Origin of the sequence: Brevibacillus fluminis, assembly GCF_052072235.1 — a bacterium.
GTDB classification, from domain to species: domain Bacteria; phylum Bacillota; class Bacilli; order Brevibacillales; family Brevibacillaceae; genus Brevibacillus_D; species Brevibacillus_D fluminis_A.
The window spans coordinates 1,182,529-1,196,944 of the sequence record NZ_CM125436.1 but is presented as its reverse complement, the minus strand read 5'-3'; the positions used below and the strand labels follow the sequence as shown (position 1 = coordinate 1,196,944).

10 protein-coding genes are annotated in these 14,416 nt (G+C 54.3%); 1 reads left to right on the top strand and 9 read right to left on the bottom strand.

The window, feature by feature from the left end:
- Positions 1-81: 81 nt before the first annotated feature.
- From ACTID9_RS06210 to dhaL, 4 genes are all read right to left on the bottom strand, one after another.
- A complete protein-coding gene (locus tag ACTID9_RS06210) occupies positions 82-3,030 on the bottom strand; it encodes a WG repeat-containing protein (protein WP_441070371.1) in 2,949 nt (982 codons plus the stop codon).
- Between the two features lie 185 nt (positions 3,031-3,215).
- Positions 3,216-4,583, bottom strand: a complete 1,368-nt coding sequence (locus tag ACTID9_RS06205) for an FAD-binding oxidoreductase (RefSeq protein WP_441070370.1) — start codon at positions 4,581-4,583, stop codon at positions 3,216-3,218.
- A 410-nt stretch (positions 4,584-4,993) separates the two neighbouring features.
- On the bottom strand, positions 4,994-5,947 hold the full coding sequence (glpX, locus tag ACTID9_RS06200) for a class II fructose-bisphosphatase (protein WP_441070369.1): 954 nt from the start codon (positions 5,945-5,947) through the stop codon (positions 4,994-4,996).
- A 339-nt stretch (positions 5,948-6,286) separates the two neighbouring features.
- Positions 6,287-6,934, bottom strand: a complete 648-nt coding sequence (dhaL, locus tag ACTID9_RS06195; RefSeq protein ID WP_441070368.1) for a dihydroxyacetone kinase subunit DhaL — start codon at positions 6,932-6,934, stop codon at positions 6,287-6,289.
- Between the two features lie 174 nt (positions 6,935-7,108).
- On the opposite strand from dhaL, the gene ACTID9_RS06190 reads away from it, so the two are divergent.
- Positions 7,109-8,227 (top strand): RNA-guided endonuclease InsQ/TnpB family protein, encoded by a 1,119-nt coding sequence (locus ACTID9_RS06190; protein ID WP_441070367.1) that lies wholly within the window; start codon positions 7,109-7,111, stop codon positions 8,225-8,227.
- 183 nt (positions 8,228-8,410) lie between these two features.
- Here ACTID9_RS06190 and ACTID9_RS06185 read toward each other — a convergent pair whose 3' ends face one another.
- The 5 genes from ACTID9_RS06185 to ACTID9_RS06165 form a co-directional block, all read right to left on the bottom strand.
- Positions 8,411-9,433, bottom strand: coding sequence for a dihydroxyacetone kinase subunit DhaK (locus ACTID9_RS06185; RefSeq protein ID WP_441070366.1), 1,023 nt, complete (start codon positions 9,431-9,433; stop codon positions 8,411-8,413).
- Positions 9,434-9,454: 21 nt separating this feature from the next.
- On the bottom strand, positions 9,455-10,483 hold the full coding sequence (locus ACTID9_RS06180; RefSeq protein ID WP_441070365.1) for an ABC transporter permease: 1,029 nt from the start codon (positions 10,481-10,483) through the stop codon (positions 9,455-9,457).
- Entirely contained in the window at positions 10,480-11,982 is a 1,503-nt protein-coding gene (locus ACTID9_RS06175) for a sugar ABC transporter ATP-binding protein (protein ID WP_441070364.1), read from the bottom strand. Before ACTID9_RS06175 ends, ACTID9_RS06180 begins: the two co-directional genes overlap by 4 nt.
- An 85-nt stretch (positions 11,983-12,067) precedes the next feature.
- A complete protein-coding gene (locus tag ACTID9_RS06170) occupies positions 12,068-13,117 on the bottom strand; it encodes a sugar ABC transporter substrate-binding protein (RefSeq protein WP_441070363.1) in 1,050 nt (349 codons plus the stop codon).
- A 172-nt stretch (positions 13,118-13,289) separates the two neighbouring features.
- Complete coding sequence (locus tag ACTID9_RS06165) at positions 13,290-14,297, bottom strand: LacI family DNA-binding transcriptional regulator (RefSeq protein WP_441070362.1); 1,008 nt, start codon at positions 14,295-14,297, stop codon at positions 13,290-13,292.
- Between the last annotated feature and the right edge of the window lie 119 nt (positions 14,298-14,416).

Sequence of the window (14,416 nt, the reverse complement as noted above, 5' to 3'; positions counted from 1 at the left end):
TGAAAAAATCTGGCAACAGCAGCAGCGTCTTCAAGCGCAGCAAAAAGGAGAGCCTGGAATCGGCCCTCCCGGTGAATCTGGCTATAGCCTGTTTTTCAAATACGCTTGCAGCAGCTGTACCGATGCTTTGTTATACTCTGCGATCAGCTTTTTCAGCTGCGGGTCCAAGATTGCGCGCGTCAGCGGCAAACGCGCCTTGTCGTACGGGATACCGTTTACCTGGATGAGCGAAAGCAGCATGCTGCGCTGCTTATCGGTCAACGTCTCGAAAGAAAGCGTCTTTGGCTTGAGCTTGACGTTCGCTTTCTTGGCCAGCAGCAGCTTGTTCATGAACAGGAAATCATAATCGACGAACGGGCTGGTGCAATCGTGCCCGCCTCGCTGAAAGTACAGGCCGCGATCATTCGCCCATTGGAATCGCTGGTCGCCGGTGAGCTGCTGGGCGCTTGCCCCGTTTACCATGTAGTACGCCAGAGCGAAAAAGTCGTCATCGCTGAAATCGGCTCCCGTGCGAGTCGCAGGCAGGATGCCTTTCGATACGAGCGCCGCGATGATCGCTTCCTTGCTGCTGTCCTGCGGCAAATCGAAATAAAGCGCGACATGGCCATAAAACATATTCTCGGCATCGCCTTTGATCTGACTATATGGCTTGCCGTAATCAACCAGCTGCTCGCTCGCAACTGCCATCACGTTTTCAAATTCAGGGAAAGCACCCGCTTTCACTGCGAGATTCGTGACTTTTGGCGCTTTCGTGTACAGCGGCGTCATGAACATCTCTTTGCCGTTTTCGTTCAGGTAGCCAAACTGATTGCCTTTGATGACCACAAACCAATGCTGGATGCCGGGATCATAGTCAAGCTGCTCGGCAAACGTGTCATCGATCAGGCTCAGATACTCATATTTGGGAGCTGCCAGCACCGCGCCTTTGGTGTTTATCAAGCCATACAGCCCTGTCTTGGCATCCTGAACGATCAGATGCTGCGACTTCTCCGGTGAAACACTGGCATTCCGGAGTGATTTGTAATTGCCCGTTGTCAGCGGATTCAGCTTTTTGTCAAACACATTCCAGGTTCCCTGTTTTTGCATGAAATAAACCTGGTCACTGATCCCATAGGCTTCAACCTGCTCGAGTTTTGGCCGTATGCTGTCCGTTGTGAGCATAGTAAAGTCGTCCCCGCCATTTTGCCGAGAAAGGTTCACGAGTACCCCTTCTGCTCCCAAATCGCCCCACCGGGACATTCTCCAGTACGTGAAATCCGTCAGCACCGTCATCTGGTTGCCATGCAGCCGCACAAGCGCTTTGCCCCGCGTATTTTCTTTTGCCGCAAGGGCGTAATACGAGTCACCGGCTTTGAGTAAAACAATCGGCTCCACCTCCGGGTCGTTCCTTCCCGCAATACGCAGACCTTTGTTGATCAGCTCGCCCGTTGCCGTGTATACATCAAAGCTGGTGGATGCTGCATCTATATTTGCCAGAATCAATTGATCTTCTTTCCTGACAAACTGGTAGATTTGGCTCGAAACCGGCTCTCCGCTTGCTGTGCGCAAAATGGTATAGCCTTTATCGCGGACATAGGATGTGCTCAATTGTTCGTTGAGCTGCTCGATTTGGGGTGCGTTGATGTCCGGCTTCTCCTCCGGTTTCTGGTTGGGTTCCGCAGGCGGCTCATACGCCCCATACTCCCGCGTCTTGTTGTCCGGCGTGGTCACCAGCACAGCGTTATGCTTGCTGTCGAAGCGAATTTGCAGCCCTTCCTGAAAAGGCACCAGCAGCCCTCTTTCTTGGGAGTACAGCGCGAGCTTTTTGCCATCCGTAAGCGCCAGCATGTCATATCCGCCCATCGTGACGAAGCTGTCGAACCAGACCTCGGGTGCGACGACGCTCAAGTTGCGCTGGGCCAAAATGCCTTTCTTGCCGTCTTTTCGCACCAGCACCCATGCAGCCGGCACCCCTTCCAAGCCCGGGTATTCAAACGGGACGATCGTTTCGCCTTTCAGGTTTTTGACCCCATACAGGCCGCTGTCCACATCTTTTCCCAGGACGTACGTATCGCTTTTGCCATACAAATACGCAGCGCCTTTGCGCAACGAAAAAGAGCTGCTGCCATCGTTTACGTAGTAGGTCACGATGTCTCCTTTTCGTCCGAAAAAGCCTGTTGCCGGATACGGCAGTCCGCCCACTTCCTCATAGCCTGGCTCCAGCACGATTTTGCCGTCGCTGACCAAGCCGACTCCGCCAGGCCCGCGAAACGACGCGAATGTGCCTTCGAGCAGCTGGACGCCGCTGTAGTTCGGCTCCAGCGCAAAGCTTCCGTCCCGTTTGACCAGACCCGTTTTGCCGTTGCGCACAACCTGCAAATACGAAACCGTCGGAATTTCATTGTCGGGTCCCGCCAGTGTGACAGCTGGAACCGAGAACATCGGCTTCAGCGAAACCGGGTCAAACATCGTCAGCTCTTTGGCTGAGACGGCAATGGCATAGCGGGTCGTATCGCGGTTGGCATCAGCTGATTTCGGCTCTTTCCAATCGACAAAGCGGATATTTCCTTGAAACGGCGGAATCAAAACCTTGCCGTCGGTGTCCATGAGCATCGAGCTGTTTCCCGATAGCGCGATTACGCTTGTATGCTTGTCGGATAAATAGAACGTTGCGTACTCTTTGAATACCGCTTTGGACAACGTTTTGGTGCTGAAGGTAAAGGTTTGCAGCGCAGCGCCTTTGCGCAAGACCGCGACATTTTTCAGCTCCGGAATGTCGATTTGATCCCAGATCGGCGCAATGAGCGTGGCCCCTGTTTTCGCATCGATGACGCCCTGTTTTCCGTTTTTCGTGACGATCAGCACATGGGCTGCTTTTTTGAAATCATCGTAGACCGGTTGGGTAATCCGTTTGCTGCCATCCGTGAAACCATATTTGGTATCGGTCACGTATGGCTTCAGATACGGTACGGCTGCTGCCTGTGCGGGAGCGATCAGCGCAGACGCTCCTATCAGGATCGCTATCCCCATTGAAATAGTGCGTTTGAACATGCATGTGTCTCCTGCCTCTCTTAAAAACACGATGTAGTAGTAGACGCGTAAGCACTCATAATGTTTCGAAAGACATTTCCCGTTTCAGGGGGAGCAGCTCATGCCCCGGAGCTAAAGCAACCAGAAGAAAAAGAACGAGCGGCCAAGTTCTCCGTTCGTCCTTTTTGCGTATCCGCACTGCACCGTTATTCAACCGGAAAAATCGTGCCCGGATTCATGATGCCGCGCGGGTCCAAAAGCTGCTTGATCTGGTGCATCAAGTCGTAGCTTGCGCCGTGCTCCTTGCGCTGGTATTTGACCTTGCCTTTTCCGACGCCGTGCTCGCCTGTGCACGTGCCGCCGCGCTCCAGCGCATGTTCGACGGTCAAGGCGTTGAATGCTTCCGCCCGCGCTACCTCGTCCGGATCATTGGTATCGATCATGATGATCGTATGGAAGTTCCCGTCGCCGATATGGCCGAGGACGCCGCCGAACAGCTCCAGCCGATCCATCTGGCTGCGGGCATGCAGAACCGCATCGGTCAATTCGGACAGCGGAACGCAGACATCGGTCAGAATCATATGCTTGCCCGGCGACGCGTGCTTGAAGGCATAGGCGAGCTGATGGCGCGCTTCCCACAGCTGTGCCCGCGCCTTGGAGTCGGTTTCGAACTGGAAGCTTTTGCAATCGTGCCCTTCCGCCAGCTCTTGGACAAAGGCAATATCGGCATTCAGCCCGGCCTCGTTTCCGTGGAACTCCAGGAACAGGGTTGGCGCCTCTTCATAAGACGTCTGGCTGTGGCGATTCATCCGTTCAATTGATTCAGCATCCACCAGCTCCACGCGGGCGATCGGCACGTTGGCGGCCAAAATATCGTACGCCGTATCGACAGCATCCTTCACGCTGCCAAAGGTGACCCGCGCCGCCATCACATGCTCGGGAATGCCGTACACGCGCAAGGTCAGCTCCGTGATCGCGCCAAGCGTTCCCTCCGAGCCGACGAACATGCCGGTCAAATGGTAGCCTGACGACGATTTGGCTGCGAGTCCTCCGGTTTTCATGATGCGGCCATCCGGCAGCACCACGGTCAAATCGCGCACCTGATCGCGCATGACGCCATAGCGGACGGCAGTCGTTCCGCTCGCATTGGTTGCAGCCATTCCGCCCAATGTCGCGTCTGCGCCCGGATCAACCGTGAAAAACAGGCCGTGCTGCTTCAATTCTTTGTTCAGCTGCGAGCGAGTCACGCCCGGCTCAACCCGCACCAAAAAATCGGCGGGGCGAATCTCCAGAATCCGGTTCATCCGCTGAAAATCGAGCGAGATGCCGCCTTTTTCCGGAATCACATGCCCTTCCAGACTTGTCCCCAAGCCAAACGGCACGACGGCGATGTCGTGTTCGTTTGCAAAAGTAAGAACTTTCTGGACATCTACGGCAGACTCGGGGAACACGACCGCATCCGGCAGCTTCATCGCGTGATAGGATTCGTCCCGGCCGTGCTGTTCGCGCATGGTTTGGTTGGCTGTCACCTGCCCGGGGGTCAGGAGTTTGGCCAGCTCTTCTACTAGGTTCATTGGAATGCCTCCTTGAGTTATAGCTCGGTTCGCTGCTTCAAAAAATTCGCACGTTGTTGAGTTCTACAGGTGGTAGTGGGCATCCTTCCTGTTTTTTGGTTGGCTGTAGTGGTCGGGCGGGATTTTTGAAAGAAAGTTCCACGGAAGCTCTGACAATGCCTGCTGGGGGTCGGGGTGACTGGCGGGCATTGCCAAGGCTTCCGTTCCACTTTCTTTCAAAAATCCTTCGGCTGCTTGGGTACTGAAACCATGTCATGATTAATGGGTTTTGAGGGCGGATTCACTGGATGGAATGCAAAAAAATCCCTTCAATGTTTGCCGTGAGGGACATTGGAGGGATTGTACGCCGATTTTCCATTTTTCATCAGGTATTCTTATTCAATTCCCTCTTGCCTCATCGGTCAAAATAATCACCCCGTCAGCCTTTGTTCATGAACCGACTCGATAAAATGCAAAGGTGTGTCCGATTTGTAGGTTACTAAGGAGTGAGTGATTTGTTTGTTTTGCTCGTAGAGCCTTACGCCTTGGAGCAGCAGGCCGTCTGTGATGCCGGTTGCAGCGAAGAGGCACTCGTGGGAGCGGATGAAATCGTGCTGGCGCAGCGGTTTCAGCGGGTCGGCGATACCCATCTTGAGGCATCGGTCGTATTCTTCCTGGTTGCTGGGCAAAAGTCTGCCCTGGATTTCGCCCCCGAGAGAATGGAGCGCTGCGGCGGAGACGACCGCTTCCGGGGCTCCACCGATGCCGACCAGCATATCGATGCCCGTGTGTTCGATGGCGGTTGCGACCGTATAGCTCACGTCGCCGTCGCCGAACAGCTGCACGCGCGCGCCTGCCTGCTGGATCGTCTGGATGATTTGGGCGTGGCGCTCCCGCTCCTGCACCATCACCGTCAACTCGTCGATGCGCTTTCCGTTTGCTTTGGCGACAGCGTGCAGATTATCGAGCAGCGGAGCGGTAATGTCGATCTTCCCCGCCGCCTTAGGTCCTACCGCCAGTTTTTCCATGTACATGTCAGGGGCATGCAGCAGGCAGCCCCTTGGAGCGGCGGCGATGACGGCGATGGAATTGCCTTGTCCTTTCATGACCAGATTGGTGCCTTCCAAAGGATCGACTGCGATATCAAGCGCCGGTCCGTTTCCAGCTCCCACGCGCTCGCCGATGTGCAGCATCGGCGCTTCGTCCAGCTCGCCTTCACCGATGACGATAACGGCGTCCATCTGCATTTGGTTCAGTTTGCGCCGCATCGCTGCCGTCGCATCGCCGTCGGCTTCGAGTTTTTTGCCTCGGCCGATCCAGGGGACAGAGGCGAGGGCGGCGGCTTCCGTCACGCCTACGAAGTCTAGGAGGAGTTGTTTCATCATTTGCGGTCAGCTCCGTTCGTTCATTTGTGGAGGTGAGGGGATTTTCGGAAAAAAAGTGGCGCGGACGCTTTTGCCATGCCTGCTGGGGGGCGGGGTGACCGGCGCGCGCAAAAAAATGGAACCTGCGCCCCAAAGCCACACGCTGCGCGGCGGGTGTATCTCGAGGATGATATGTGGCGCAAAGCGTTTCCATTTTTTTGCGCGCGCCTGGTAGGCATGGCAAAGGCTTTTGCGCCTCTTTTTTTCCGAAAATCCCTCGCTGCGGTGGAGGCCAGCGTGGATGAAAGCCTTATTAATTAAAAATTTAAAAGAAAAGGGAGGGCTTCCCCTCCCTTTTCTTTACGCTGAGAGTGAGTTCATGTAGTTCGCGAAGCCTTTGAAGAAGAGGGCGCCTACGGTTGCGCCGGGGTCTTGGTGGCCGATGGAGCGTTCCAGGTAGCGGCCTGCGCGGCCGTGGCGGGACTGCATGTCGATCGTGCGCTTGACGCCGTCTTCTGCTGCGGCGTAGGCGGCGTCGATGGCTTCCTTCAGCGTTTTGCCTTCTTTATGCGCCGCTTCGATCGCCTCCATCGCGGGAACGATGGAATCGAGGATCGTTTTGTCGCCGACCTTTGCTTTGCCGCGCTCGACCAGCGCTTGCACCATCGCGCTTGTCATGTTGTAAAGGTCTTCCACCGCAAGCTCGCTCTTGCCTTGGGTGACCTTGCCGCCGCGGATCAGGGCGGAGGCCATCAGCGTCCCCATCGTGGAGGCGACGGTTTCGCCCATGACCAATGCGCTGCGCATCAGCACGACTCCGATGTTATCGTCGGGAATATTGGGCAAATTTTCCGTGATGGCGCGGAAGCCTTTCGACATCGTCAGCCCGATGTCTCCATCGCCCAACGCGCCGTCCAGCTGGCAAAGGTAATCTTTCTGTTCATCCATCAGCTTGCTGATCTCTTGCAAAATCTTGCGAATATCCTCGATCGTCAGTGAATGTTTCATCGGTATTAGCGCAGGAGACCCCTACCTCTATAGGTGGGGGAGAAATGCGCTTCGGACAAGGACAGGCTTTTGCCTGTTCAGTTGTCCGAATTTTTCTCCTGCTACTCCTTTCTTAGATAGATTCTCACTAATTGGCATGGTATGCTTTTCTTAGTGAAAGCGAGGTGACAATACATGAAAATGACAATGACAGCGAAAATCAAGATCAATCCAACATCTGAACAGATTGAATTACTGAAACAAACACTTGATGCTTACCGTACTGGCTGCAATTACGTATCTTCTCTTGTGTTCGAAATAAAGCAGGTAGCACAAGCGAAATTACACAAAATGACCTATGAACGGTTGCGTTCCGTCTATCTTTTACGCTCTCAAATGGCACAATCGGTTATGAAAACGGTAATTGCTCGCTACCAGTCCCTAAAAAACAACGGTCATGACTGGACAAAAGTACATTTTAGGAACCCTGAATACGATCTTGTGTGGAATCGAGATTATTCTCTCACGCAAGGGCTATTCTCGATTAACACGCTTCAAGGTCGTGTGAAGGTACCATTCGAAATAAAAGGAATGGAGCAATACTTTGACGGTTCTTGGTCTTTTGGTACGGCAAAACTTGTAAATAAATATGGCAAGTTATTTTTGCATATCCCCATGACAAAAGAGATGCAAGAGACTTCCGAACATACCATCAACCAAGTTGTCGGTATAGACATGGGCATCAACTTTGTTGCGGTCAGCTACGACTCTCAAGGGAAATCATTGTTTTTTACAGGAAGACCCATCAAGGATAAGCGTTCGAACTACAAGCATATGCGCAAACAACTGCAACAAGTAGGTACAGCTTCTGCTCGCAGAAAGTTGAAGCGAATCGGGCAACGAGAAAACCGTTGGATGACGGATGTGAACCATCAGGTATCAAAGGCACTCGTTGAACGATATGGAGCAAATACCCTCTTTGTGGTAGAAGACTTAACAGGTGTTCGCCAAGCCACCGAACGTGTGAAAATCAAAGATCGCTATGAAACGGTCTCTTGGGCATTTTACCAATTACGTAAGATGATGGAATATAAAACACAACGATCTGGTTCCAAGGTTATTGCGGTTGACCCAAGCTATACTTCTCAAACATGCCCGAAATGCGGACACACGGAGAAGGACAACCGCGATAAGAAAAAACATACCTTCTGCTGTAAAACGTGCGGGTATCGATCAAATGACGACCGCATTGGCGCTATGAATCTCCAACGAAAAGGAATTGAGTACATCGTTGGAGTGACTACACAAGCATGACTTGTGTAGTTGGGCAGCTGTCAACCTGCCTATGGTAACACCACGCTCGCATGAGTGATAAAAGATAGGAGTCGTCAGACGCTCGAACTATCGGGTAGTTACAAGCCCCCACTTCAAGGCGTTAGCCTAAGTGGGGGGGAGTTGACCTCTCTCTCCACCTTTGCGTAGAACTAGGTAGACCTATCAGTTTTGGGTGTAAAACGGCGTTTGGAACGGGACATCAAGCAGACGGCGCAGCTCGTCGTCGAGGCGCAGGATCGACACGGACAGCCCCGTCATTTCCAGCGATGTCGCGAACTCGCCGATATAGCGGCTGTAGATGCGGATGCCTTTTTCCGCAAGCTGGCGATGCACCGCACGATAGACGATGTACAGCTCTTCAAGCGGCGTCGCGCCCAGCCCGTTGATCAAAACGGACACGTCCTGCCCCTCCTCGACCGGCAGATCGGCCAGGATCGCCGTCACCAGTGACGTAGCCACCTCGTCAGCCGTTTCAATCGTTCCGCGCTGGATGCCCGGCTCGCCATGAATCCCCATGCCGATCTCCATTTCACCGTCGCCGATGGTAAACGTCGGACGGCCGACCGCTGGCAAAATGCACGGCGTGAGGGCGACGCCCATCGTGCGGACATTGGCATTGGCCAGCTCGGCAATGCGCTTGACTTCCTCCAGACTGCCTCCCAATTCCGCTTTGGCCGACGCGGTTTTGTACAAGTAAAACATCCCGGCGACACCGCGCCGCTGGTGCTCGTGCCCTTTCGGCATGGAGGCGACGTCATCGGTGGCGACCACCGTTTCCACGCGAATATCCTCCAGATCGGCAAGCTCCGCTGCCATATCAAAGTTCATGACGTCCCCGCCGTAATTTCCGTAAATGTACAACACCCCGGCACCGCCGTTGATCGCACGGGTGACATCGAGCATTTGCTGCGAGCTTGGCGAGGCAAAAATGTCGCCGACCGCCACGCCGTCCAGCATGCCCTTGCCGACATAGCCAAGGAACAGCGGCAGATGCCCGGAGCCGCCGCCTGTCGCAATCGCCACCTTGCCTTTTACCGGCGCATCGATGCGTGCCAGTGCGCGGTTGTCTTTGCGCACGCTCTTCAATTGATCGGAGTGGGCGAGCAGCAGTCCTTCGAGCATATCATCGACGACTTTTTCCGGATCATTGATAAATTTTTTCATTTTCGCTTTATCCTGGCTCATTGTATGACCTCCACGTCGCTTTTATTTTTTGGCTTTCCGATTGCTCACGCTGTCGATCAAGGCTGCCAGCAAGATGACGCCGCCCATGATCAGCCCCTGATAGTTGGATGAAATGTTAATCAGGTTCATCCCCGTATTCAGCACATTGATCAAGAGCACCCCGACCAACGTGCCGAAAATCGTTCCTTTCCCGCCGGACAAGCTGGTGCCGCCGATGACGACCGCAGCGATCGCCATCAGCTCAAGATTGACGCCGGCAAGCGGAGTGCCTGACCCCAGCCTCGCCGTCATCATCAGACCGCCCAGCCCAGCCAGCGTCCCGGCGATCAGATAGACCACCAGCTCAACCCGTTTGACATGAATCCCGGACAGCTCCGCCGCCTTCTTGTTGCTGCCGATGGCGTAGACGTGGCGGCCGAACACGGTGCCGGACAGCACATAATGCGCGAGGAAAAACATGATCACCGTGATTACGATCAGCACCGGAATACCGGCGATGTCGCCCATCCGCAAATATTGCAAAACCGGGTCCTTGTACACGGAAATCGTCTGCGCATCCGAATAGACCAGCGTAATCGAGCGCGCTGCCGCCATCATGCCCAGCGTCACGATGAACGGCGCCATATTGAAACGGGTAATGAAAAAACCGTTGATGAGCCCGCTGGCCAGCCCAATGAGCAAGCCTGCCAGCATCGCGATGACAAACGGCACCCCGGCGTTAACCAGTCCGGCGATAAACATGCCGGAGACTGCGACGACCGAGCCGACGCCCAAATCGATCCCGGCGGTGATGATCACATAGGTCATCCCGATCGCGACAATCCCCATGATCGCGCTCTGCAGAAAAATGTTGAGAATATTGTCCACCCGGAGGAATTGCTCCGACGATACGGAAAAAAACAGCGACAGCAGCAACAGCGCAATCAATACTTTATTTTTTAACAAGATCGACAGGAAGTGGTTCGTCCGCACATCGGCCTGTCCTTGTTTACCAGTCGTTTTCAATGGCTCCACCGCGGATTCCTTCACGATGACATCCTGTTCACTCATACGACTCCCCCCTTTGTCGCGCACAGCATGATGCGCTCCGGCGTCGCTTCTTCACGCGAGAACGCTCCCGTGATCCGGCCATCCGCCATCACCAGGATTCTGTCGGCAAGCCCGATCACCTCCGGCAATTCCGAGGAAATCACGATGATCGAAGTCCCCTGGCGCGACAGCTCCTGAATGATTTGATAAATCTCCGCTTTCGCCCCGATATCGATGCCGCGCGTCGGTTCGTCCAAAATGAGGATCGCGGGCTTCGTTTCCAGCCATTTGGCAAGAATCGCCTTTTGCTGATTGCCCCCGCTCAAATTCGCCATGACGGCATTTCCGTTCGCCGGCCGGATGCGCAGCTCGTCGATGTAGCGCTCCGCGATCTCACGCTCTTTTTTGCCATTGATCTTTTGGAAAAGGCCCGCGATTTTTTTCAGCGTCGTAAGCGAAATGTTTTGCGCGACGGAAAAATTGCCGATCATCCCTTGATGCCTGCGGTCCTCCGGCACTAATGCGAAGCCTCGCGAAATCGTATCGCGCGTCGAACGAATCCTGGTCAATGCCCCATCGATCCAAATCTCCCCGCCAGTCGCCGGCGCAAACCCGAAAATCGCCTCCATCAGCTCGGTTCGCCCCGACCCCATCATCCCGGAAAACCCGAGAATTTCGCCTTTGTGCAGCCGGAAGGAAATATCGGAAAACGCACCTTTGCGGCTGAGCCGCTTGACCTCCAGCACGACATCCTCGCCTGGCGTGACGCTGCGCTCCGGAAAAATTTGCGTCAGCTCCCGACCGACCAGCATCTTGACGATCTGCTCCGGCATTAGCTCGCGGGCAAGCCCATCGCCTGCATTGCAGCCATCCCGCAAGACGACGACCCGGTCGCAAATCGCATAGATTTCTTCCATCCGGTGCGATATGTAAATGATCGCGATTCCTTTGTCCCGCAGCGAGCGAATGATCTCAAACAGCTTCGCCGTCTCCTGTTCGGTAATCGCAGAGGTGGGTTCATCCATGATAATGACCTTGGCCTGAAAAGACAGCGCCTTGGCGATCTCTACCATCTGCTGCGTCCCGACCGACAAATCGCCGACCAGACTTTTCGGATCAATCTCGAAGCCAAGCTCATCGAGCAAACGCTGCGTATCTTGATACAGCTTTTTTTTATCAAATGACATCCCTTTGGTCGGCAAATTTTGAATGTAGATATTTTCCGCCACCGTCAAATGCGGCAGCAAATTCAATTCCTGATGGATGATGCTGATGCCGACGCTTTGCGAATGCCTGGGCCCCCGCAGCGTGATCGGCTCGCCTTCCAGACGGATGTCGCCTGCGTCCGGCGTGTAAATACCGCTCAAAATCTTCATCAGCGTCGATTTGCCCGCTCCGTTTTCACCGAGCAGCCCGACGACTTCCCCGGCGTGAGCGGTCATGTGCACGTTATCTAACGCCTTTACACCAGGAAATGACTTGGAGATGCCCGTCATCGTAAGCAACGCCGTGTTGGTCATCCTCTCGATCCCTCCGCGTCTTGTTTGGGAAAGGGAACCGCCTGCTGACCAGACGGCGCCTTCCTTTCCCGCGCCTGTCAGCCGATCAGTTGCCCTTCAGCTCGGACGCCCACAGTTTTTCTTTGTCCACGTTATCTTTCGTCACCAGGAAGTTGCGCGTGAAGGTGTGCTCCTCCACCTGTTTCTTGTCGAGCAGCGCCTGTTTCACATAATCGACTGCCATCTCGCCCATCTCGATCGGCACCTGCGAAATCGTCCCGTCGATGCGGCCATCCTTGATCGCCTGAACCGCTTGGCGCGTCCCGTCGATCCCGATGATGACGATATGGTCTTTATCGCCGATCGGCTTGAAGCGTCCCGCCTGGTCGATCGCATTGGCCGCGCCGACGGTATTGTCGTCGTTATGGCCGAAGACCGCATCGATTTGCGGATTGGCCTGCATGATGTTCGTCATCACGTTGAGCGCTTTTTCCTGGTTAAAATCAGCCGCTTGGCGCGCGATTATTTTAATATTCGGATATTTCCCTTCAATCTGGGCGTTAAAGCCTTTGCCCCGGTCACGCGCTGCCGTCGTTCCGAGCAGACCTTGCAGTTCGACGACATTTCCTTTGTAGTCGCCGTATTTTTCTTTCAGCTTTTCTGCGATGTAGTCCGCTGCCTTCCGCCCCATCTCGACATTGTCCGTCTCCAAAAACGAGAGCAGCTTGCCGGCCGAAGCGCCGCGGTCGAGCGCGATCACCGGGATGTTCGCCTGGTTGGCTTTTTCCACTGCGGGCACGATCGCATCGACGTCCTGCGGATTGACGATGATCGCCTGCACCCCTTTTTGAATCATGTCCTCGATGTCGGCCACTTGCTTGGCAGCGTCTCCGTTCGCATTGGTGTTGATCAGCTCGAACCCGTTCTTCGCTGCTCCCTGTTCCACACCTTGCTTGAGCGCCACGAAGAAGTCGATGCTCAGCACCGAGTTGGACATCCCGATTTTCAACTTGCCGTCCGATTTCGCCTCCGGTGCGGCCGTGCCGGAAGTATTCGCTGGCGTGCTGCCCGTGTTTCCTGCCCCTTGGTTCGAGCCGCAAGCGGCAAGCGATGCGAACAGTGCCATTGCCAACATGGTTCCTGCGATTTTTTTCATTTTGTTCCCCCCTGTTTTTCTCGTTCCAAAAGCATTTTCCAGACGATTGCAACTGCTGCCAGGCGTGCCCTTTTCACCTCCCCATGAGTGCCGTATGTTCGAGTAAGCGTTGCCAATTCCAAAATGAAACGTTTCACTGAAAGGATAAAAGATAAACTTCTGCGGCCGCCTCTCAACGAGAGTGCGTACCGCAAGAAGTTCCGATGCTCAGTTTCGGTGTAACCAGAAACTCTTTCGGCTGAAGCTGCTGCTTGCCGTTTTCCAGACGCTCGAACAAAATCTCCGCCGCGATTTTCCCCACTTCATGGGGGTCTTCCTTCGCCACGGTAAAGCTCGGCCGCAAAATGCCGTAGGTGTCAATATCGCCGAAGCCGACTACGCCGACATCATCAGGCACGCTGACATTCATATCCCACAGCGCTTTCACCGTGCCGGCCAGCGCCTTCTCGTTGGTCGCATAAATGCCATCGGGCAATCCCGCTGCCTCCAGATACGCGCGCACCGTCTGGCTTATGTCGTCGCGGTTGGCGTCGACTTCCACAAATGACTGCTTGAGCGGATCGAGTCCAAGCAGCTCAATCGCCTTGACGATGCCTTGATAACGCTCGACCTCCGCCGAATGGCTGAGAGCGCCATGCACATAAAGCAGTTCGCGATAGCCGTGGAAATACAAATGCTGAACCAAAGTGATGGATGTATTGCGGTTTTCGTGGACGACCGTGTCAAACCGGGTATTTTCCACTTTCCGGTCCACCAGCATCACCGGAATCGTTTGGGGCAAATTCAGCTCGTCCAGATTCCTGCCGGTCGGGACCATGACGATCCCGTCGACCCGCTGCTCAATCAGCCATTGGAGCGCCTTTTTTTCCTGCTCGGGATTGTTGTTGTGCGAGCAAAAAATGACGCTGTAGTCCATTTCATTCGCCACATCTTCCACCGATTTCATGATTTTCATCATATAGGGATTGGAGATGTCCTCGATCGTCATCCCGATCATCCGCGTTTTTGCCTGCTTCAAGCTGCGTGCGAGCGCATTCGGCTTGTAATTTAAAAGCGATATCGCGAGCAGCACCCGTTCCCTGATCTTGTCGCTGACAAAACCCGAGTTGTTGATCACCTTGGAAACGGTCCCGATCGATACCCCTGCTGCTGTTGCCACATCTTTAATGGTAGGTGTCATCTCTCACCTCATAATGAAACGTTTCATTGAAAAGCCAAAAAATAATTCTCCGGTCGAAAATTTGGTCCGTTACGAGTGTTTTTTACGCAGTAAAACGTTTCATTGATCACAGTATACGC